Origin of the sequence: Cellulosimicrobium cellulans (assembly GCF_007679345.1) — a bacterium.
Lineage (GTDB): Bacteria > Actinomycetota > Actinomycetes > Actinomycetales > Cellulomonadaceae > Cellulomonas > Cellulomonas cellulans_A.
In genome coordinates, this window is sequence record NZ_VEGH01000015.1 from 1 (window position 1) to 20,424 (window position 20,424).

Annotated in this window: 21 protein-coding genes; 12 read left to right on the forward strand and 9 right to left on the reverse strand. The window is 75.4% G+C overall.

Annotated features, from left to right (window positions below):
- From FS882_RS17295 to FS882_RS17310, 3 genes are all read right to left on the reverse strand, one after another.
- On the reverse strand, positions 1 to 237 hold a 237-nt coding region (locus tag FS882_RS17295), incomplete at its 3' end, for a hypothetical protein (RefSeq protein WP_158374923.1).
- 296 nt (positions 238 to 533) lie between these two features.
- Positions 534 to 989, reverse strand: coding sequence for a DUF6325 family protein (locus FS882_RS17305; protein ID WP_262348380.1), 456 nt, complete (start codon positions 987 to 989; stop codon positions 534 to 536).
- 24 nt (positions 990 to 1,013) lie between these two features.
- Positions 1,014 to 1,685, reverse strand: coding sequence for a GAP family protein (locus tag FS882_RS17310; protein ID WP_158374927.1), 672 nt, complete (start codon positions 1,683 to 1,685; stop codon positions 1,014 to 1,016).
- A 452-nt stretch (positions 1,686 to 2,137) separates the two neighbouring features.
- On the opposite strand from FS882_RS17310, the gene FS882_RS17315 reads away from it, so the two are divergent.
- Positions 2,138 to 4,060 carry an alkyl/aryl-sulfatase gene (locus tag FS882_RS17315; protein ID WP_158374928.1) on the forward strand — a complete coding sequence of 641 codons (1,923 nt, stop codon included), beginning with the start codon at positions 2,138 to 2,140 and terminating at the stop codon, positions 4,058 to 4,060.
- Positions 4,057 to 5,784 carry a SulP family inorganic anion transporter gene (locus FS882_RS17320; protein ID WP_222848252.1) on the forward strand — a complete coding sequence of 576 codons (1,728 nt, stop codon included), beginning with the start codon at positions 4,057 to 4,059 and terminating at the stop codon, positions 5,782 to 5,784. Before FS882_RS17315 ends, FS882_RS17320 begins: the two co-directional genes overlap by 4 nt.
- Before the next feature lie 10 nt (positions 5,785 to 5,794).
- Here FS882_RS17320 and FS882_RS17325 read toward each other — a convergent pair whose 3' ends face one another.
- Together FS882_RS17325 and FS882_RS17330 are read right to left on the reverse strand one after the other, a co-directional pair.
- Complete coding sequence (locus tag FS882_RS17325) at positions 5,795 to 7,087, reverse strand: DUF1214 domain-containing protein (RefSeq protein ID WP_222848253.1); 1,293 nt, start codon at positions 7,085 to 7,087, stop codon at positions 5,795 to 5,797.
- 146 nt (positions 7,088 to 7,233) lie between these two features.
- Entirely contained in the window at positions 7,234 to 8,691 is a 1,458-nt protein-coding gene (locus FS882_RS17330; protein ID WP_187365350.1) for a DNA polymerase IV, read from the reverse strand.
- 91 nt (positions 8,692 to 8,782) lie between these two features.
- Here FS882_RS17330 and FS882_RS17335 point away from each other — a divergent pair, with 91 nt between their 5' ends.
- The 7 genes from FS882_RS17335 (at position 8,783) to FS882_RS17365 (ending at position 12,293) form a co-directional block, all read left to right on the forward strand.
- Positions 8,783 to 9,466 carry a Type 1 glutamine amidotransferase-like domain-containing protein gene (locus tag FS882_RS17335; protein WP_158374934.1) on the forward strand — a complete coding sequence of 228 codons (684 nt, stop codon included), beginning with the start codon at positions 8,783 to 8,785 and terminating at the stop codon, positions 9,464 to 9,466.
- Complete coding sequence (locus tag FS882_RS17340) at positions 9,463 to 9,873, forward strand: type II toxin-antitoxin system VapC family toxin (protein WP_158374935.1); 411 nt, start codon at positions 9,463 to 9,465, stop codon at positions 9,871 to 9,873. The genes FS882_RS17335 and FS882_RS17340 overlap by 4 nt, the downstream gene beginning before the upstream one ends.
- Positions 9,874 to 10,058: 185 nt before the next feature.
- On the forward strand, positions 10,059 to 10,634 hold the full coding sequence (locus FS882_RS17345) for a hypothetical protein (protein WP_158374937.1): 576 nt from the start codon (positions 10,059 to 10,061) through the stop codon (positions 10,632 to 10,634).
- A 26-nt stretch (positions 10,635 to 10,660) separates the two neighbouring features.
- On the forward strand, positions 10,661 to 11,179 hold the full coding sequence (locus tag FS882_RS17350; RefSeq protein WP_158374939.1) for a signal peptidase I: 519 nt from the start codon (positions 10,661 to 10,663) through the stop codon (positions 11,177 to 11,179).
- On the forward strand, positions 11,176 to 11,715 hold the full coding sequence (locus tag FS882_RS17355; RefSeq protein WP_158374941.1) for a hypothetical protein: 540 nt from the start codon (positions 11,176 to 11,178) through the stop codon (positions 11,713 to 11,715). Before FS882_RS17350 ends, FS882_RS17355 begins: the two co-directional genes overlap by 4 nt.
- Positions 11,708 to 11,902 carry a hypothetical protein gene (locus FS882_RS17360; protein WP_158374943.1) on the forward strand — a complete coding sequence of 65 codons (195 nt, stop codon included), beginning with the start codon at positions 11,708 to 11,710 and terminating at the stop codon, positions 11,900 to 11,902. Before FS882_RS17355 ends, FS882_RS17360 begins: the two co-directional genes overlap by 8 nt.
- Before the next feature lie 19 nt (positions 11,903 to 11,921).
- Positions 11,922 to 12,293 carry a hypothetical protein gene (locus FS882_RS17365; protein WP_158374945.1) on the forward strand — a complete coding sequence of 124 codons (372 nt, stop codon included), beginning with the start codon at positions 11,922 to 11,924 and terminating at the stop codon, positions 12,291 to 12,293.
- A gap of 69 nt (positions 12,294 to 12,362) precedes the next feature.
- Here FS882_RS17365 and FS882_RS17370 read toward each other — a convergent pair whose 3' ends face one another.
- Both FS882_RS17370 and glnA read right to left on the reverse strand, forming a co-directional pair.
- Positions 12,363 to 13,406, reverse strand: coding sequence for an NAD(P)-dependent alcohol dehydrogenase (locus FS882_RS17370; protein ID WP_158374947.1), 1,044 nt, complete (start codon positions 13,404 to 13,406; stop codon positions 12,363 to 12,365).
- A 293-nt stretch (positions 13,407 to 13,699) separates the two neighbouring features.
- Positions 13,700 to 15,124 (reverse strand): type I glutamate--ammonia ligase, encoded by a 1,425-nt coding sequence (glnA, locus tag FS882_RS17375; protein WP_147796422.1) that lies wholly within the window; start codon positions 15,122 to 15,124, stop codon positions 13,700 to 13,702.
- Positions 15,125 to 15,296: 172 nt separating this feature from the next.
- Here glnA and FS882_RS17380 point away from each other — a divergent pair, with 172 nt between their 5' ends.
- Positions 15,297 to 15,791 carry an RDD family protein gene (locus FS882_RS17380; protein WP_158374949.1) on the forward strand — a complete coding sequence of 165 codons (495 nt, stop codon included), beginning with the start codon at positions 15,297 to 15,299 and terminating at the stop codon, positions 15,789 to 15,791.
- A 275-nt stretch (positions 15,792 to 16,066) separates the two neighbouring features.
- Here FS882_RS17380 and FS882_RS17385 read toward each other — a convergent pair whose 3' ends face one another.
- Positions 16,067 to 16,792, reverse strand: a complete 726-nt coding sequence (locus FS882_RS17385) for a DUF4191 domain-containing protein (RefSeq protein ID WP_158374951.1) — start codon at positions 16,790 to 16,792, stop codon at positions 16,067 to 16,069.
- A 197-nt stretch (positions 16,793 to 16,989) separates the two neighbouring features.
- Between FS882_RS17385 and FS882_RS17390 the strand changes: the two genes are divergently transcribed.
- Positions 16,990 to 17,508 (forward strand): flavodoxin domain-containing protein, encoded by a 519-nt coding sequence (locus FS882_RS17390; RefSeq protein WP_158374953.1) that lies wholly within the window; start codon positions 16,990 to 16,992, stop codon positions 17,506 to 17,508.
- Positions 17,509 to 17,515: 7 nt separating this feature from the next.
- Here the strand turns inward: FS882_RS17390 and FS882_RS17395 are convergent, their stop codons facing one another.
- Positions 17,516 to 17,983, reverse strand: a complete 468-nt coding sequence (locus FS882_RS17395) for a MarR family winged helix-turn-helix transcriptional regulator (RefSeq protein ID WP_262348381.1) — start codon at positions 17,981 to 17,983, stop codon at positions 17,516 to 17,518.
- A 77-nt stretch (positions 17,984 to 18,060) separates the two neighbouring features.
- On the opposite strand from FS882_RS17395, the gene FS882_RS17400 reads away from it, so the two are divergent.
- Positions 18,061 to 20,418, forward strand: a complete 2,358-nt coding sequence (locus FS882_RS17400) for an MMPL family transporter (protein ID WP_158374955.1) — start codon at positions 18,061 to 18,063, stop codon at positions 20,416 to 20,418.
- Positions 20,419 to 20,424: the final 6 nt, after the last annotated feature.

Consider the following 20,424-nt stretch of genomic DNA (forward strand, 5'->3'; position numbering starts at 1 on the left):
CGCCGAGGGCAGCACGTCCAGGTCCAGGTCCCGCAGCCACGCGTCCAGGACCGGTCCGGGCGGGCAGGACCGGATCGACTCGACCTGCCGCTGCTCACCCGTGCGAGGCGCCCCGCCGGCGGCCACGACCGGGTCGGGGCCGAGGTCCGTCAGGCACGTCCCGTCGGGTCCGTAGACCGGCAGCACCACGGCGGCGACCACGTCGCCGTCCGGGTGTTCCTGCAGGTCAGGTGCCATGGAACGACACTACCGACGGCCACCGACACGACCCCGGCGACCGACCCCCGCCCTGGGGACGGAGCACGACGACCGCACCTGTGGAGAACTCAGGTGAGCAGCTTGGCCTTGGCCGCGGCGAACTCATCGTCGTCCAGGACGCGCGTGTCGTGCAGCCGGGCGAGGCGCTGGAGCTGCTCGACCAGCCCTGCGTCGCCGTCCGGCTCCGGCGGCGGTCCCGATCAGTCCCGGGCGGCCGAAACGAGGCATGAGCAGGGGCACGGCGGTTCCTCCAGGTCTCGACTGCGGACGAAGGGTCACGACGCCGCGAGGGCGTTGACGACCTCGGCGGGGACGAGCTCGGTGAGCACCACCACGGCGCCGACCTCGCGCGCGGCCGCAGCCAGCGCGGCGGCCCAGAGGTGCTCCACGACGAGCACCAGCGCGCTCGCGCCCGGCGGCAGGGACTCGGCGACCAGCCCGAGGTCGTGCTCGCCGGCGAGCCCGCGGCCGACCAGGTCCGCTAGGTCGGCGAGCCCGCCCTCGGCGGGCCCGTCCAGGTCGGCGACCTCGACGATCTCGATCCCGTCCTCGCCGGGCCGGACCAGCACCACGTCGACCACCCGGACCCGGTCGGACCCGGCGAGCGCCACGACCTCCGCCAGCACCGGGCCGGGACGTCGGCCCCGGGGAACGCCAGCGCGATCAGCTCCACCGGGCCGAACGCGGGCGCGGCGCCCTCGTCGGGTGAACCTGCCATCACGGCCTCCCACCGTCGGGCCCGGCCGGCCGCCGCCTCACAGGGCGGCGATCCCGTCACCGAGCATCTTGGCGCCGATCACGAGCAGCAGGACCGCCATGATCGCCGCGTTGTGCTGCACCATCCAGGTCTTCAGCTCGTCCAGCACGGCGCCGGCCCGCGGGCCGCCCGCCAGGTACACGACGAGCGGTGCCGCCACGCCGAGCGACGCGACGACGACGAACACCGCGAGCGCGCCGAGCCGCGCACCGGTCGAGGTCGTGGCCGCGGCGATGGCCGCCGCGCCCGACACGACCAGCAGCAGGTTCTTCGGGTTGACCACCCCGAGCACCACCGCCAGGCCGAACGCCCGGACGGGGTTGAACCCGTCGACCGCGCGCATCCAGCCGGGGGTCGGCGGCTCCACCCCGCCGCGGGGCCTGGTCCGCCAGCTCCGGACGGCGAGCAGGACCAGAAGCAGGCCGAGGACGATCTTCAGCACGCTCGCCCACGCGGGGGGCGCGCCGTCGCCCGCCGCGCCCGCCGCGCCGGCCACGAGCATCAGCGCCGCGCCCACCACGGCGATGCCGACCACCCACCCGAGCAGGAACGCCGACGCGTTCGAGCGGGCCCGCGGCGTCAGCAGCATCAGCACGACGGCCACGATCGGCATCGGGCTGATGAGCACGCCGACGGCGACGGGCAGCGCCTGGCCGACGGCCTCGCCCACGGGGGCCTCCTCGGTGCGGTGACGGGGTCGGCGGTCCGGGGCCGACGCGCACCAGCCTGCGGGGCGACCCGGCGCGCGATCGTCACCCCGCGAGGATGACCCGGCCCGCGCCCGGGCCGCGTCCGGGCTCGCGCCCGGGCACACCCGTCTCGCGCCCGAGCCGTCCCGCCTCCCGCGGCGGCGGACCCCGGACACGTTCACCCGCCCCGGACGACGACGGCGACGCTCCGCGCCGGTGACGCTCGGACCGACGCCGACGACACCCGCGCCACGCGGCGGCGAGACCGGAGGACCAGCCGTGACGTACTGCTCGACGGACGCGACCCCGACGCTCGACGGCGACCGCGGCGTGCTGGAGACCTCGGGCTCCCTCATCGACTCCTTCGACCCTGACTTCGCCGTCGTCACGCCGTGACCGGCCCTACCCCGCACCGAGAGCAGGAGCGACCGCCATGACCCAGATCCCGGCCGGCACCCGGCCCCGCGACGCGGAGGCGGCGACGTCCGCCGTCCTCGACCGGTTCCGCACCACGCTGCCGTTCGACGACCGGCAGGATTTCGAGGACGTCTCCCGCGGCCTGGTGGCGGCGGCGCCGACCGCGGCGATCCGCCGGCCGGACGGGTCCCCGGTCTGGGACCTGGGGGCCTATGCGTTCGAGGACGCCGAGGACGCCCCGCCGACGGTCAACCCCAGCCTCTGGCGCCAGGCGCAGCTGAACCGCGCGGCCGGCCTGTTCGAGGTCACCGAGCGCATCTACCAGCTGCGCGGCATGGACATCTCGAACATCACGGTCGTCGAGGGCGACACCGGCATCATCGTGGTGGACCCGTTCATCTCGACCGAGACCGCCGCCGCGGCGATGGACCTGTACCGGGAGCATCGCGGAGACCGGCCGGTGGTCGCCGTGATCTACACCCACAGCCACGTCGACCACTACGGCGGGGTGCGTGCGGTCGTCAGCGAGGACGACGTCGCGTCCGGCCGCGTGCCGGTCTACGCCCCGGCGGGGTTCCTCGAGCACGCGGTCTCCGAGAACGTGTTCGCCGGGACCGCGATGAGTCGGCGCTCGCACTTCCAGTACGGGGTGTTCCTGCCGAGAGACGAGCGCGGTCAGGTGGACATCGGGCTGGGCAAGGGGGTGTCCTCGGGCACCATCACGCTCATCCCGCCGACCGACGTGATCACGACCACCGGCACGACCCTGCACGTCGACGGCGTCGACATCGAGGTGCAGATGACGCCGGGCACCGAGGCGCCCGCGGAGATGAACGTGTACTTCCCGCAGCTGCGGGCGCTGTGCGCCGCCGAAAATGCCACCCACACGCTGCACAACCTCCTCACCCTGCGGGGCGCCGAGGTGCGCGACGCCAAGGCGTGGGCGTCGTACCTCGACGAGACGATCGAGCGGTACGCTCACCGGTCGGACGTCGTCTTCGCCTCCCACCACTGGCCGACGTGGGGCACCGACCGGCTGACGACCTACCTGACCGACATCCGGGACGCCTACCAGTACCTGCACGACCAGACCCTGCGGCTGATCAACCACGGCCTGACCCCGATGGAGATCGCCGAGACGCTCACCGAGCTGCCGCCGGCGCTGGAGCGGAAGTGGTACCTGCGCGGCTACTACGGGTCGATCAGCCACGGGGTGCGCGCGATCTACCAGAAGTACCTGGGGTACTACGACGGCAACCCCGCGCACCTCGACCCGCACCAGCCGACGGCGGCCGGCGAGCGCTACGTGGCGCTGGCGGGCGGCGCCGACGCGCTGCTGGACCACGCCCGCGCGGCGTTCGACGAGGGCGACTACCGGTGGGTGGCCGAGGTCGTGAACCACCTGGTGTTCGCCGACCCGCAGAACCGGGCCGCCCGCGAGCTCCAGGCCGACGCGCTGGAGCAGCTCGGCTACCAGAGCGAGAACGGCACCTGGCGCAGCCTCTACCTGTCCGGCGCCCATGAGCTGCGGAACGGGGTGTTCCACGGCGCGGAGCTGTCCGTCGCGACGCCGGACACCATCCGTGCGATGACGCCCGACCTGTACTTCGACTACCTCGGCATCCGCGTGGACGGGACGCGGGCGGCCGCGCTGGGCACCCGCACGCTCGACTGGGTCTTCACGGACCTCGACGCCCGCTACGCCGTGACCCTGCGCAACGGCGCGCTGACGTACCGCCGCGGCCGGCACGCCGACGGCTCGGACGCGACCGTCACGCTGGCGAAGGCGTCCCTGGACCGGGTCACGCTGGGGGAGGCCACGTTCGACGAGGCGATCCGCGAGGGCGCGATCACGGTCACCGGGGAGCCCTCGGCCCTGACCGACCTCCTCGGTGTGCTCGACACGTTCGAGCTGATGTTCAACGTCGTCGAGCCGTGACGAGCGCCGGGCCGGACGCCGTGACGGGCCGCCACCCGCCGCGGCCGGGCCGCCGCCCGCGCCTCGGCCGGCCGACCCGGCAGGACGCCGTGTCGGGCTTCGTCACGGGCCTGTTCTCGATCCCGGAGGGCATGGCTTACGCCTCGATCGGCGGCTTCAACCCGCTGGTCGGTCTGTACTCGGGCATGGTGCCGACGTCCGTCGGCTCGCTGCTCTCCCGCACGGTGCTGATGACGACCACGCTCACCAGCGCGATCGCGCTCACCTCGCACAGCGTGCTGGCCGACGCGGGCCTGGACGCGGACGACCCGGGGAACCTCGCCACGCTCACCGTCCTCGTGGGCGTCGTCATGCTGCTGCTCGGGGTGCTGCGCCTGGGCTCGGTGATGAGCTTCGTGTCGAACGCGGTGATGACCGGGTTCACGACGGGGATCGCGCTGCAGATCGTCGCCGGGGTGATCGGCGACGCCACCGGGTACGAGACCGACCGGCACAACACGATCGCGAAGATCGTGGACGGGCTGGTGCACCTGCCGCAGTGGGACCTCACCTCGACCGCCGTCGCCGCCGCGACGGTGCTGGGCTGGTGGGCCGCGCACGCGGTGCGGCGGCTGCGGTCGTTCGCCGTGCTGATCGCCCTGCTGGTGGTCAGCGTCGGGGTCGCGGTCCTGCGCGTGGACGTGCGTGAGGCCGGCGACATCGGCGCGATCCCGCGGGCGCTCCCGCTGCCGGTCCTGCCCGACGTGTCCGCCGTCCCGGCGCTCGCCACGGGGGCCGTCGCCATCGCGCTGGTCGCGCTCGCCCAGGCCGCCGGCATCGGGGCTGCGGTGCCCAACCCGGACGGCAGCCGGTCGAACCTGTCGGGCGACTTCACCGCCCAGGGCGTCGCCAACATCGCGGGTGGGTTCTTCCGCGCGCTGCCGACCGGCGGCTCGCTGTCCCGCACGGGCGTGGCCACCAGCGCGGGCGCCCGCACCCGGTGGGCGGGCATCTTCGCGGGGATCTTCCTCGCGCTCCTCGTCCTGGTCGCGGGCCCGCTGGCGGAGCGGATCCCGATGCCGGTGATCGGCGGCCTGGTGGTCGTCATCGCCGGCGAGCTGATCGTCGGCCGGGTCCCGGACATCCGGCTGGTCCTGCGCACGGGCGCGCTGCCCGCGGCGGGCATGGTGCTGACCTTCCTCGCCACCACGCAGCTCGCCCTGCAGTACGCGATCTTCCTGGGGGCGGTCGTGTCCCTGGTGCTGTTCTGCGTCAACGCCCAGCGCCAGGCCCGGCTGATCCGGTTGCAGCGGGACGACGACGGCCGCTGGCGCACCGCCGACGTGCCCGCCGAGGTCGACCCGGGGTCCGTGGTGGTGCTGCACTACGAGGGCGTCAGCCTGTTCGCCGAGATGGCCCGGCTCGACGAGACGTGGCCGGACCTGTCCGGGGCGCGCCGCTCGGTGGTCGTGCTCGACGTCCGGACCATGCCCGACGTGCCGTCGTCGACGATCGTCAAGGCGCTGCTGCGCCGGGCCGCGCAGCTGCGGGCGAACGGGTCGCGGCTCGTGGTGGTCGGGGCCGACGACCTCCTCGCGGGGGTGTTCGAGCGGACCGGGCTGACCGCCGCGCTCCGTCCGGGGGACGTGCGGCCGGGCACGACGGTGCTGCTCGAGGCGCTGGACGCGGCGTACGACGAGGCCGTGGCATGGGTGGGACGCGGGGACCACGCGCCCGGCGACTGAGGTCCGGCCGTCAGGCCCGCGGCGTCACCGCCGGAGGTCCCCACGTGCCGAACGGGCGCGCCGTCACCGGGACGTAGCTGCGCAGCGTCAGCGAGAAGGGCCTGCCGGCCGCCGAGGGCAGCCAGTTCGTCGTCGGGACGTCGTCCGGCGCCTCCGGGCCGATCGCGATCGTCAGCCCGCCGTCGTCGTCGGGAGCGAGCGGCGAGTACTGGTTGAGGTTGTAGCGGTCGAGCTCGTTGGGCACCACCCGGTAGTCGGGGACACCCACGAGGATGATCGACCAGTAGGCCGCCACCGCGTCGGCGGGCAGCGCGCCCGGGGCGAACCGCAGCCGGTACTGGCGGCCCCCGTCGAAGGGCTCGTCCTCGGCGTCCCGGGTCGCGACGAAGTAGACGACCTCGCTCGCGGTGTTGGCCCAGATTCCCGCGTAGTTCGCGACGGTGCGGAGCGCGACGTCCGCGCCGTATGTCCCGATCCGCCCGCCCCCGATCCAGTGGTCGACGTACGGGGCCGACCCGGTCAGCGCCCACCTCTGGAAGCCCGGCACCACCGTCCGGCGCAGGTACGCGTCGAGGCGCTCCCGCTCGGCGGGGTCGGCCGCAGCGGTGGCGGCGACTGCATGAGCGGCCACCTGGAGGCGGGCGGCGGCCGGGGACACGTCGAGCGCCGAGGCGAGCACCGCGGGCGCATGGTCGAACAGCTCCACCCCGAGCAGCGTGGCGTTGTCGAACGGCGGGAGTGCCGGCGGGTCCGGGATGACGGGCCGGCCGATGACGTGAGCCGCGAACGCGTGCTGCAGCGCGACGGCGCGGTCGGGATCGCCCTGCAGCTCCACGCGCGCGAGCAGCTTGGCCTTGCGCCCGTGCAGCGTCAGCCGCGGCACGTCCGCGGGGACATCCACGCGCGAGCCGGGGGCGACCAGCGCGAACCGGCCCCAGGGGTGCGTCGGCATCTCCCGCTCGTTGACGTTCGCGATCACCTCGCCCCATTCATCGAGGAGCTGGGCGGTGTAGTACCGCCCCTCGATCGCCGGCACGTCGAGCAGAACAGCGGAGTCGTCGTCCACGGCGAACCACGCCTCGAGGTACGCGACGTCCAGGTTCGGGTTGACGAACTCGGCAGAGCCCAGCGGGTTGAACCGCAACGTGTTGTACGCGAAGCCCTCCGACGCGCGGTCGATCTGCTCCTGGCGGACGACGAGGGCGCGCCCCAGGAGGTAGACGTAGGCGTCGCGGACGAGGTCGTCGTCGACGTCTCGCGTCGTCGGAGAGGCCGGTACGGCCGACCTCGGTTCGTTCGCCACGATCTGCTCCTCACGGACGGTGCGCAGCCGGGCGGTCTCCCGGCGCCCGGCAAGCGAACCCGCTCGCAGGGCGCCGCGGCCTCATCCCGGTGGGGTGAACCGGGCGGAGCACCGCCCCGGCGGCGTCATCGAGTCGAGGCCGACCGTCATGTCGGGTCCGGGGCGCCCCACGGGGCCGCGTCCGGCAGCTCCGCACCGTCCGGGCCGAGCGCACCGACCAGCTCGACCTCCTCCGTCGCCGGGTCCAGCCAGATCTGCCGGCCGGGCCCGGTGGCGGCGGTCTCGAACCGGACGGCGACCCGGCCGTCGTCGCGCGCCTTCACGACCCAGCCCCGGCCGTGCGCCGGGTGCCGGACGTCGAGCCCGGGGGCGGCGTCCTCGGCGCGGAGCCGGCCGCGGCGGCGCCGGGCCACGGGGCGGAGCGCGTCGGCGTCGGCTGTGCTGGGGTCGGCCCCGGTGCGCGGGTCGTCATCCGCGCCCGCGGCCGGCGCGCCCGAGCCGGCAGCGTCGACGGGCCCCGCCAGGTCGAGCATGAGCTGCGCGTGCTCGGACAGCCCGCTGAACGCCACCCCGAGCAGCCGCACCGGCTCCGTCAGCTCCACCAGGTCGAGCGCCCGCGCCGCCGCCTCGTGCAGCGCCGCTCGGTCCGCGGTCGGCGACGGCAGCGACACCGCGCGGGTCACGGTGCTGAACCCGGCGAACCGCACCTTGGCCGTGACGGTCCGGGCCGCGCCGCCGTGCCGCTCCAGGCGGGTGTAGGCCTGGTCGACCACGGCGGGCAGCTGCGCCGCGACCTCGGCCCGGCCGTGCAGGTCCCGCTCGAACGTGTGCTCGGCGCCCGCGGACTTCCGCTCCCGGGTCTCCGCCACGGGCCGGTCGTCCCAGCCGCGCGCGACCCGGAACAGGTTCGACCCGGCGGCCTCGCCCAGCACCATCGTCAGGGTGTCGAGGGGCTGCCCGCGCAGGTCCTCGACGGTGCGCACGCCGATCTTCTCCAGCCGCTCCGCGGACACCGGGCCGACGCCCCACAGCGACCGCACCGGCATCGGCAGCAGGAACGCGTCCTCGTCCTCGGGCGCGACGACCACGACCCCCGCCGGCTTGGCGGCCGCCGAGGCGAGCTTCGCGACGAGCTTGGACCGGCCCATCCCGACGGACACCGGCACGCCGGCGAGCTCGACCGCGCGCTCCCGCAGGTCCCGCGCGACGCCCGACCAGCCGTCAGGGCCCGGGCGGACGGCGCCCAGGTCGGCGAACGCCTCGTCGATGCTCAGCGGCTCGACCGCGTCCGACCGCTCGCGCAGCGCCGCCATGATCCGCGCCGAGTACGCGGTGTACGCGTCGAACCGGGGGACCACGATCGTCGCCTGCGGGCACGCGCGCCGGGCGCTGGCCATCGACATCGCGGACCGCACGCCCATCGCCCGGGCCTCGTAGGACGCCGCGGCGACCACCCCGCGCGGCCCGGTCCCGCCGACCAGCACCGGGCGCCCGCGCAGCGACGGGCGCTGCGCCTGCTCGACCGACGCGAAGAAGGCGTCCGCGTCCAGGTGCGCGATGCTCGGCTCGGTGCGCAGGCGCGGGGCCGTCACCTCGCTGCTCACCGGGCCATGCTGCCGCACGGCACCGACACGCGCGCGGGTGCAGGATGGGCCCGACCCCCAGCGACCGACGGCCCGCACCCCGGGAGGACCCGTGCAGCTCCTGCTCACGTCCGGCGGCGTCACCAACCCCAGCATCCGCGCGGCGCTCGACCGGCTGCTGCCCCGGCCGCTCGCCGAGTGCCGCGCCCTCGTCGTCCCCACCGCCCAGTGGGGCCACCCGCTCTGCGGGCCGGGGTCGGTGCGCGGCCTGGTCGCGGCCGAGCCGGGGTTCGAGCACCTGACCGGCCTCGGCTGGGCCTCGCTGGGCGTGCTGGAGCTGACCGCGCTGCCGACGATCGGCGCCGAGCGCTGGGCGCCGTGGGTGCGGGACGCGGACGTGCTGCTGGTCGACGGCGGCGACGCGACGTACCTCGCGCACTGGGTGCGGGAGTCCGGGCTGGCGGACCTGCTCCTCGGGCTGCCCGACCTGGTGTGGGTCGGGGTCAGCGCGGGGAGCATGGTCATGACGCCGCGGATCGGCGAGATGTTCGTCGAGTGGGCCGACGCTCCGGACGACAGCGCGCTCGGGCTCGTGCCGTTCGCGATCTTCCCGCACCTGGACGCGTTCCCGACCAACACGATGGCCGCCGCGGAGCGGTGGGCGGCCGGCCTCGGCGGGCTGCCGGGGTTCGCGATCGACGAGCAGACGGCGATCGTCGTCCCCGACGGGGCGGTCGAGGTGGTGTCCGAGGGGGAGTGGGCGCGGCTCGGGGGCGCGGAGGAGGAGCGGCGATGACGCGCTTCGCGATCGACGCCCCGACGGCCGTGCGCCTGGTCGAGGAGGGGTTCGTCGTGCCCGACGGGCACCAGCTGGTCGCCCCGAACCTGCTCCGCTCGGAGGCGATGGGCCTGCTCTACCGCGACGTCCGCGCGGGCGTGCTCGACCCGGCGCGGGCCGAGCGGCTGCTCGACGGGCTGACGACGATGCGCGTCCGGCTGCTCGGCGACCGGGTCTCCCGGGCCGTCGCGTGGCGGATCGCCACCGAGCAGGGCTGGGACGGCGTCGCCCCTGCGGAGTACGTCGCGGTCGCCCGGCTGCAGGCGGACGTGCTCGTCGCTGCCGACGAGGACCTGGCGCGGCGGGCGCGCAGCCTGGTCGTCCTCGCCCCGGTCGAGGACCTGCTGGCGCTGAGCGCCCCGTAGCGCGGCGCTCCGTCGTCGCGCGCCCACGCCCGCGGCGGCGGCCACCAGCTTCGTGAACTCCCAGCGGACCTGCGTGCTGGCCGGGCCGGGCGTGCGTGCTTCCACGCAAAGGGCGCCTCCCCGACGTCCCCGACGCCGGAGGGTGGCACCCGTCCGCACCAGACGCCCCACACCGGGAGAACACCATGACCTCGCTGCCCACCCCCGCCGCGCCGAGCCGCCGCCGGTCCGCCGTCACCCGCTACGCCCTCGCGGGCGCGGCCCTCCTCGGCGTCGGCGCCGCCGCGACCACCGCCCTGTGGACCGACGACGCCTGGTTCTCCGCCGAGGCGAGCGCGATCGACCCGGCGACGGCGATCGACCTCCGCGGCGCCTTCGTCGAGACCGGGTCCCCGGCCCCGGGCGACTTCATCACCGCGGACGACGACCCCGCCTCGGGCACGGACGTGGTCCGCATCCCCGCACACGTGCTCGCGGGGCTGACCGCGGGCGACTCGGTCACAATGCCGGTGTGGCTGCGGAACGCCGGGACCGCCGACCTCGTGATCGCCGAGCCCACGGTGCGGACCGACGGCCCGCTGTTCGCCCCCGGCGGGGCGACCGCGACGCTCGGCACCGCGCCGACCGCGCTGGCCGTCGGCGGGACGGCCTCGGTGGACCTGACCGTCGCGCTGCCCGCGGAGGCCGACGCCGGCACGTTCGGCGGCGCCGCCGGCAGCGTCGCCATCGCGTTCCAGGGCTCCCTCGCCCCCCGCTCGTGATCGGGCGGGCTCACGCAGGGCGTGCCGTGCGCACGCTCCGGACCGCGGGACACGTCGCGCTGTGGCTCGTCGCCGCGCTCGGCCTCGTCAGCCTCCTCGCCTGGGGAGCCACCCGGGCCGGCTGGATCCAGCCGCTCGTCGTCGTCTCCGGGTCCATGGAGCCGGCGATCGGGACCGGCGACCTGCTCGTCGCGGTGCCGCGCCCGACCGCCGACCTGCGGGTCGGCGACGTCGCGACGCTGCGCAGCAGCACCACCGGCGTCCTCGTGACCCACCGGGTCGTCGCCGTCGAGCGCACCCCGGGGGACGGGTGGACCGTGCGGATGCAGGGTGACGCGAACGCGTCCCCGGACGCCTCCGCCTACCCGGTGGGCGACACGGTCTGGCAGCCGGTGGCCCGCCTCGCCGGGGCCGGTCGCGTCGTCACGACGCTCACCCGGCCCGGCGTCGCGGCTCCGCTCGGGGTGGCCCTCGCCGCCCTCGTCGGCCTCAGCGCGCTCCCCGCGGGGCGGGTCGCCGAGGGCCGCGCGGCGGTGGCCCCGTGAGCCGCGCGGCCGCCGCGACCGCGCTGCTGCTCGCGGTCGCCCTCGCGCTCGGGTCGGTGGCGTCCGCCGCCGGCGCGGGGGCGGCGACGCGCCGGGAGCCGCTGCACGCGGCGTTCCCCGATCTCCGGCCCGGTGCGACCGCGTCGGAGGCCTGGGCGCTCGGGCTGCCGCGGCGTGCCGTGCTGGCGGGGGCCACGGTGACCGGCTCCGGCTCTCCCGGGCTCGCCTGGGACGTCGGGATCTGCCGGCCGGCGACCGGCGCCTGCGTGCCCGTCGTCGACGGCGCGACCGGCACCGTGCTGCCACCGGGGGCGTACGAGCTGCGGGTCGCGGTCACGGCCGCGCCGGATCTCGCACCGGGCGCAGCGGCCCGGCTCGACGGCGACCTCGTGCTCGCCGACGCGCGCCCGGTCGGCCGGCTGGCCGCGACCGGCGTGCAGGCGCCACCGCTCCTGGCCCTCGCGGCCGCTGCGGTCGCCGTCGGCCTGCTGCTGATCGGCCGGGCGCGTCGCGGGCGGCGGTCCGGCCGTGGCTGAGCGTCGTCCCGCCGCCGGGGCCTCCGCGGCCCGCCGGGTCCCGCGGCGGCACCACGTCCTCGCGCTGCTGGGCCTCGGGCTGCTGACCGCGCCGGGTGCCGCCGCGACCGGTGCGGCGTGGACCGACGACGTGCATGCCGCCGCCCCCGTGAGCGCCGGCAGCTGGTCCACCGGGTCCCTCCGGTGAGCCCTGCGAGGTGGTCCGCGTGGCGGACCAGCAGGTCGACCCCGCGTACAACTGCGAGCTGGTGCAGCGCTCGGCGGCATGGGACCAGGCGGCCCAGCCGCACCAGCTGCACGTCGTGCTGGACGTGCGGTACACCTACCCGCCCGGCGTCTACGTGCTGCCGTCGGACCGCCAGGTGCGGTTCTCGACGTCCCTGGAGGTGCCCGGCCAGCCGGACTGGTGGACGTGGGACGAGGCGGTGGTGGACGCGTCCACCGACCCCGCGCCGACGCAGACCACGGCGTGCGCGGATCTGCCGCACGTCGCCGGGACGCTCCCGCCCGGCTACCAGTGGGGCACGCACTGGCTCGTCACCATGACCCCGGGCCCGGGCGGGTCCCTCTGCCGGTGAGCCCGCCCCGGCCACCCGGTCCCCGGGGGCGCGGCCGAGGCCGCGGCCCCCGGGGACCGGGTGCTGGGCTCAGGCCATCGTCGCCACGTCGATGACGAACCGGTACCGCACGTCCGAGCGCAGCACGCGCTCGTACGCCTCGTTCACGGCGTCGGCCGCGATCAGCTCCGTCTCGGGTGCGATGCCGTGCTCGGCGCAGAAGTCGAGCATCTCCTGCGTCTCGGCGATGCTGCCGATGCTCGACCCGGCGAACGAGCGGCGGTTGCCGAACAGGGTGAACACCTGGACGGGCAGCGGCTCGCCGGGCGCGCCGACGTTGACCAGGGTGCCGTCGAGCCGGAGCAGCGACAGGTACGCGCCCAGGTCGACGACCGCGGACACGGTGTTGACGATGAGGTCGAAGGTGTTCGCGAGCTCGGCGAACGTCGCCGGGTCCTCGGTGGCGAAGTAGTGGTCCGCGCCGAGCTCGAGCCCGTCGGCCTTCTTGCTCAGCGTGCGGGACAGCACGGTGACCTCGGCGCCCATCGCGTGCGCGAGCTTGACGGCCATGTGGCCGAGGCCGCCCATGCCGACGACCGCGACCTTCTTGCCCGGGCCGGCGCCCCAGTGGGCGAGGGGGGAGTACGTGGTCACCCCGGCGCACAGCAGGGGCGCGGCCTTGTCGAACGGGATGGCCTCCGGGACGCGGAGGACGAAGTCCTCGTCGACGACCACGTGGGTCGAGTACCCGCCCTGCGTGATGGTGCCGTCGCGGTCGACGGACGCGTAGGTCTGGGTGTTGCCCTCGAGGCAGTACTGCTCGAGGCCGGCGCGGCAGTTCTCGCACTCCCGGCAGGAGTCGACCATGCAGCCGACGCCGACCCGGTCGCCGACGGCGTGCCGGGTGACCTCGGCGCCGACCTCGGCGACCACGCCGACGATCTCGTGCCCGACGACCTGCGGGTAGGTGATGGGGCCCCAGTCGCCCCGGACGGTGTGGATGTCGGAGTGGCAGACGCCGGCGTAGCGGATCTCGATCAGCACGTCCTTCGGCCCCACGTCGCGGCGCTCGATCGTCACGGGGACGAGCGGCTCGGTCGCGGAGGGGGCGGCGTAGGCGTTGACGGTGAGCACAGGACTCCCAGGGGTGCGCGGGACGGTGGGTGGACGCCGGCCGGGTCGTCGTCGACGGCCGGTCGCCCGCACAGTCAACCCCGCCGCGGCCGATCGTGCGAGGCCCTGCCAGCCCCTCCTTGGCGGCGCGGAGGTGACCCGGCGGTACGCCACCTCGACGGCGCCGGACGGGCGCGCCGGACCTGGGGCCGGAGCGCGGGGCGCCGGTGCGCCGGCACCGGCCTTACACGCCACGAGGGGCGCCTCCCTGACGGGAGACGCCCCTCGCATGCGCACTGACCGGGAGCAGCCGATCAGACGTCGTAGTAGAGCTCGAACTCGTGCGGGTGCGGGCGCAGCCGGATCGGGTCGATCTCCGCGGACCGCTTGTAGTCGATCCAGGTCTGGATCAGGTCCGGGGTGAACACGTTGCCGGCGGTCAGCCAGTCGTGGTCGGCCTCGAGGTTGTCGAGCACCTCGCCGAGCGAGCCGGGGACCTGCTGGATGAGCGCGTGCTCCTCCGGGGGCAGCTCGTACAGGTCCTTGTCGACCGGCTCCGGCGGCTCGATCCGGTTCTGGATGCCGTCGAGGCCGGCCATCAGCATGGCCGCGAAGCACAGGTACGGGTTCGACGACGGGTCCGGCACGCGGAACTCGATGCGCTTGGCCTTCGGGTTCGAGCCGGTGACCGGGATGCGGATGCACGCGGAGCGGTTGCGGGCCGAGTAGACCAGGTTGACCGGCGCCTCGAAGCCCGGGACCAGGCGGTGGTAGGAGTTCACCGTCGGGTTGGTGAACGCCAGCAGCGACGGGGCGTGCTTGAGCAGGCCGCCGATGTACCAGCGGGCCATGTCGGACAGGCCGCCGTAGCCCTTCTCGTCGAAGAACAGCGGCTTGCCGTCCTTCCACAGCGACTGGTGCACGTGCATGCCCGAGCCGTTGTCGCCGAACAGCGGCTTCGGCATGAAGGTCGCGGTGCGGCCGTCGGCGTGCGCGACGTTCTTCACGACGTACTTGAACAGCTGCACCTTGTCGGCCGACTTGGCGAGCGTGTCGAAGCGGTAGTTGATCTCCGCCTGGCCGGCGGTGCCGACCTCGTGGTGCGCGCGCTCGACCTCGAGGCCGAGGGCGTCCAGCTGGAGCGAGATCTTGTCGCGCAGGTCGGCGAAGTGGTCGACCGGCGGGACGGGGAAGTAGCCGCCCTTGTAGGGGGTCTTGTGGCCGAGGTTGCCACCCTCCTCGACGCGGCCCGTGTTCCAGGCGGCCTCGATGGAGTCGATCGAGTAGAACGACGCGTTCTGCTTCGTCTCGAAGCGCACGTCGTCGAAGATGTAGAACTCGGCCTCGGGGGCGAAGAACGCCGTGTCCGCGATGCCGGTCGAGCGCAGGTACGCCTCGGCCTTGGCGGCGACCTGGCGCGGGTCGCGGCTGTAGGGCTCGTCGGTGTACGGGTCGACGATGTGGAAGTTCAGCACGAGCGTCTTCTCCGTGCGGAACGGGTCGACGAACGCCGTCGTCACGTCCGGCAGGAGCTTCATGTCCGACTCGTTGATCGCCTGGAAGCCGCGGATCGACGACCCGTCGAACATCTGGCCCTCGACGAAGAAGCTCTCGTCCACGGACGCGGCCGGCACGTTGAAGTGCTGCATCACGCCGGGCAGGTCGCAGAACCGGACGTCGACGAACTTGACGTCCTCGTTCTTGATGAAGGCCAGGACTTCCTCTGGCGTGCTGAACATCCGCTGCTCCTCGGGTTGACGTGCCCTCACCGGGCTCCGACGAGGCTAGGGGTGCCCGATTTCCCGCCGGTGTACCGATTGTTTCGCCCGTGTTACGTGACCCCCGATCCGTGTTGCTGGCGCGTGACAGGAGGCGGTCGGGGTGCGCGCGGCGGGCGGTTACCGTTGACGCATGGTCGATCGCGAGGACGTCGGTTCGTGGCTCGAGGGGCCGCCCGTGGGGGACGGGAGCGCGCCGAGCGGCAGCCGGCTGGGTCTGCCCGCCACGGGGAGCGGGTCGCTCGCGCCGCTGGGCCGCCGGCTGATCGCGCTGCTGATCGACTGGTTCGCCTGCCTCGCCATCGCCAACGTGTTCCTGCCGGCCGACGCGCAGCAGCTCGGCACGCTGGCGGTGTTCGCCGTCGAGAACGTGCTGCTGGTCGGCACCGTCGGCGGCACGCTCGGGCACCGGCTGCTGGGGATCCGCGTGCGCCGGGTGCGCCCGCCGGCGCTCGTCGCCCGCCCGGACGCACCGCCCGCCGACCCGGGCCCGGACGCGCCGCCGAACCTGCTGCTGGCCCTGGTGCGCACCGTGCTGCTCTGCCTGGTGATCCCCGCCGTGGTGTGGGACGCCGACGGCCGGGGCCTGCACGACCGCTCCGCGGGCACGGCGATCGTCCGCCGCTGACCGCGCGGCCCCGCCGCGCCCGCCCGTCTCCGCACCTGAGCCCCGCACCGTCCGCGCCTCGACCCTCTCGCGAGGGGGTAGTCGACGCGTCGAGCGAGTAGTCGCTGGGTACTCGCTCGACGCGTCGGTTGCTCGTTCGGCGGTTCGGCGCCCGGGCGACCGGGCGGCCGGGCGGCCGGGCAGCCGCGCGGGGTGCCCGCGCGGGCGAGGAGCGCGGCCGGACGCAGGACGCGCCCGCACCCCCGAGGGGGTGCGGGCGCGCGTGCGCGTGCGGCTCAGCGGCCGCGCATGCCCTTGCGGTCGGGGCGGACGCGCATCGGGTCGACGCCCTTGGGCACCGGCATCTTGACCGCGCCGAGCGCCTGGAGCCGCTTGACGACCTCGCCGACCTCCGCCTTGGTGAGCTGCGGCTTGAGGCGCTGCACCTTGCGGGCGAGCTGCGGCAGCGGGACCTGGCCCTCCTCGCGACCGACCTCGATCAGCGTGATCGGCACGCCCTGGAGCACGCGCGCGGTGCGCTTGCGCTCCGACTCGAGCAGCTTGCCGATGCGGTTGGCGGGACCCTCGCCGATCAGGACGATGCCCGGGCGCCCGACGCCGCGGTAGACGAGGTCCTGGGTGCGCGGCGCGACGGCCACCGGCTCCTGCGCGAACGTCCAGCCGCGGCGGATGGTGCCGAGCGCGGACAGCGCGGCGCCCGGCTGGCCCTCGATCCGGGCGTACGCGGCGCGCTCGGCGCGGCGGGTCAGCGTGAACATGGCGCCGAGCAGCGCGAACGGGATGCTGACGAGCAGCCACCACCACCAGCTGAGGAAGAACAGGGCCAGCACCTGGCCCAGCACGACGATCCCGACGAACACCCCGAGGATCAGCCAGGTGACCGCGGGGTCCTGCTGCCGGGTCATCTGGTACGCCTGCCAGACCTGGTGGTACCACCGGGTCTTCTTCACCTTCGCGGGCTTCGCGGCCGCGCCGGCGGTCGGGTTCTTCTCACGGGCCATGACCCGGGAGTCTACCGGCGCGCGCGGCTCCGCCGTCGCCCGGTCGGCGGGGCGCGGGGACCCGGGGCGCAGCCCCCGGTGCGGACCGCGTGCCGCGCCGCGGGACGGAGGTCCCTGGTGGCCGCTGCGCCGTCCGGGTGACGCTGGGAGGACGGGCGCGGCGCCGGGCCGGGCCACGGGACGCGGGGGAGGCGACCATGCGGGTCCTGGTGACGGTGGCGTCGCGGCACGGCAGCACGCGGGAGATCGGCGCCGAGGTGGCGCAGGTGCTCCGCGCGGCGGGGCACGACGTCGCGGAGGTCGAGCCCGACGACGTCGGCTCCGTCGAGGAGTACGACGCGGTGGTGCTCGGCTCGGCGGTGTACGTCGGCCGGCTCGCGGCGGCGCTGCGCGACCTGGTCGACCGGGACGCGGCGCGGCTGGCGTCCCGGCCGACGTGGCTGTTCTGGTCCGGGCGGGTGGGCGAGCCGCCGCTGCCCGCCGCCGAGCCCGACGACGTGCGGGTGGTGGCCCGGCGGGTGGGCGCGCGGGACGTCGTGGCGTTCGGCGGGCGGCTGGCTCGCGACGAGCTCGGGCTCGCCGAGCGGGCGCTGGTCGCGATGATCGAGGCCGAGGCGGGCGACTTCCGCGACTTCGACGAGGTGGACGCGTGGGCCGGCCGGGTCGCGGAGGACCTGCGGCGGATCGGGCGCGGCGGGGCGGTGGCCGGGCGCTGAGCCCCCGTCAGCGCCGCGCGACCAGGAGCAGCAGCGCGCGCAGCTGGTCGACCTGCTCCGGCGTCAGCCCGTCGGTGACCATCGCCTCGGCGGTGGCCGGGTCCGAGGCGGCGAGCACGGCGGTGCGACCGGCGTCGGTGGCGGAGATCTGGTGCTTGCGCCGGTCGGTGGCGTGCGCCGTCCGGGTGACGTAGCCGGACCGCTCCAGCCGCGCCAGCACCCGGCTCATCGTCTGCTCGGTGACGTCGCACATCGCCGCGAGCTCCGCCTGGGTGCGCGGGCCGCGCAGCAGGATCACGAGGACCGGCTGGCTCGCGTGGTTGAGGTCCCAGGACGCGAGGTGCGCGTTCCAGTCGCGCTCGACGCGGCGGGCGGCCGCCGACAGCAGCCGGCCGACCGGCCAGCCGCTCGGCTCCGGCGCGGCCATCGCCTGCCACCGCGGGTGCTCCTGCGGCTCTCCGGCGTCGCGCTCCACTGGTCCCTCTCCTCCTGCTGGGCGGTTGCCCCGGGCTCATGTTGCCGGAACGCGGCGCGTCCCGCATAGTGCTCAGCATGCTGAGGAATGGCGTACGGGGGATCGGGCGGGGGCTGGCCGTGCTGGCGGTCGCCGCGGGGTGGCTGGCGGTGGGCTCGCTCGGGGGCATGGCCCAGGGCCAGCTCTCGCAGGTGCAGACGAACGACGCGGCGGCCTTCCTGCCGTCGTCGGCGGAGTCGACGCGCGCCGCGGAGGCGTCGGCGGCGTTCACCGAGTCCGAGTCGCTGCCGGTGCTGGTCGTGCTGGAGGCGGAGGGCGGCGGTGCACTCGACCCCTCCGCGATCGCGGCGGTGCAGCCGGTCGTCGACGGGCTGGCGGACGTCGCGCTGCCGGGCGCGGACCCGGCGGCGGGCGACCCCGCGACGCTCGGCGACGTGCTGACCGGCGACCCCGTGGTCGTGCCGTCGGAGGACGGCGAGGCGCTGCTGGTGCCGCTGTCCCTGGACGCCGACCAGGCCGACGCCTCGCTCGCCGACGACGAGAGCGTGGTGGGCGCGACCGTGCAGGCCGTGCGCGACACCCTCGCCGACGAGCTCGGCGCCACCGCCGACTCGTCCGGGGAGGCCGGGCTGCGCGCCTGGGTCACCGGGCCCGGCGGGTTCGTCGCGGACCTGACCAACGCGTTCGGCGGCATCGACGGCGTGCTGCTGCTCGTCGCGCTCGGGGCCGTCCTGGTCATCCTCGTCCTGGTCTACCGGTCGCCGTTCCTGCCGCTCGCCGTCATCCTCACCGCGGTGTTCGCGCTGTGCGCCGCCGCGCTCGCCGTCTACCACCTGGCCGACGCCGGGGTCCTCACGCTCAACGGCCAGGCGCAGGGCATCCTGTCGATCCTGGTCGTCGGTGCGTCCGTCGACTACGCGCTGCTGATCGTCGCCCGGTACCGGGAGGAGCTGCGCTCCGTGGCGGCGCCGGCCGCCGCGATGCGCCGCGCGCTGCGCCGCAGCCTGGAACCCATCACCGCCAGCGCGGGCACCGTCGTCGCCGGCCTGCTCTGCCTGCTGCTGTCCGACCTCGCGTCCAACCGCTCGCTCGGCCCGGTGGGTGCCCTGGGCATCGCCGCCGCGTACCTGGCGGCGTTCACGCTGCTGCCGCTCCTGCTGCTGATCGCGGGCCGGCGGTCCCGGGCGCTGTTCTGGCCGCGGGTGCCGCGGGTCGCCGAGCCGGGCGCGCACGCGGTGGGCCCCGCGCACGACGAGCCGGCGGGGACCCCGGTCGCGGCCGGGACCGCCGCCGCGCCCGCGCACGACCACCACGGCGCGCACGCGCCCGCCGGCCACCCCGCGCCCGCCGAGGGCCTGTGGGGCCGGCTCGCCCGCGGGGTGGGGCGGCGCGACCGCGTCGTGTGGGTGCTGACCACCGTCGTGCTCCTGGGCTGCGCGGCGTTCCTGCCCACGTTCCAGGCCTCGGGCACGAGCCAGGCCGACGTCTTCCTCACCGACGTCGACGCCGTGGCGGGCGAGGAGGTGCTCGCCGACCACTTCTCCGCGGGGACCGTGCAGCCGGCGACGGTGATCGTCGCCCAGGACCAGGCCGACGCGGTGGTCGAGGCGGCGCTCGACGTCGACGGCGTGGTCTCCGCGGCGCCCTACACGGGGGCGACGACGGGCGCACCGACCGGGTCCGGCGGCCCGGGCGCCGAGGAGCCCGCGGAGCCGGTCGTCGTCGACGGCGAGGTGCGGGTGGACGTCGCCACCGAGGCCGCGGCCGACACCACGGAGGGCGTCGCGACGGTCGAGCGGCTCCGGGACGCGGTGCACGAGGTCGCCCCGGACGCGCTGGTGGGTGGGGCCGCGGCCGAGACGCTGGACGCGCAGGACGCCGGCACCCGGGACCTGCGGGTGATCGTGCCGGTGGTGCTGGTCGTGATCCTGCTCATCCTCATGGTCCTGCTGCGGTCCGTCGTGGCCGCGGTGCTGCTGATGCTCGCCAACGTGCTGTCGTTCGCGGCGGCGCTGGGCGTCGCGGCGCTGGTGTTCGAGCACGTGCTCGACTTCCCCGGGGCCGACCCGGCCGTGCCGCTCTACGCGTTCACCTTCCTGGTGGCCCTGGGCGTCGACTACTCGATCTTCCTCATGACGCGGGTCCGGGAGGAGAGCGTGCGGCTGGGCACCCGGGAGGGCGTGCTGCGCGGGCTGGCGGTCACCGGCGGTGTGATCACCTCCGCCGGCGTCGTGCTCGCGGTGACGTTCGCGGCGCTCGGCGTGATCCCGCTGCTGTTCCTGGCCCAGCTCGCGTTCATCGTGGCGTTCGGCGTGCTGCTCGACACCCTCGTGGTGCGCAGCCTGCTGGTGCCGGCGCTCGTGCACGACGTGGGGCGGCGCACCTGGTGGCCGAGCGCGCTCGCGCGGCAGGAGGAGGGCGCGCACCGGGCCTAGGGTGGC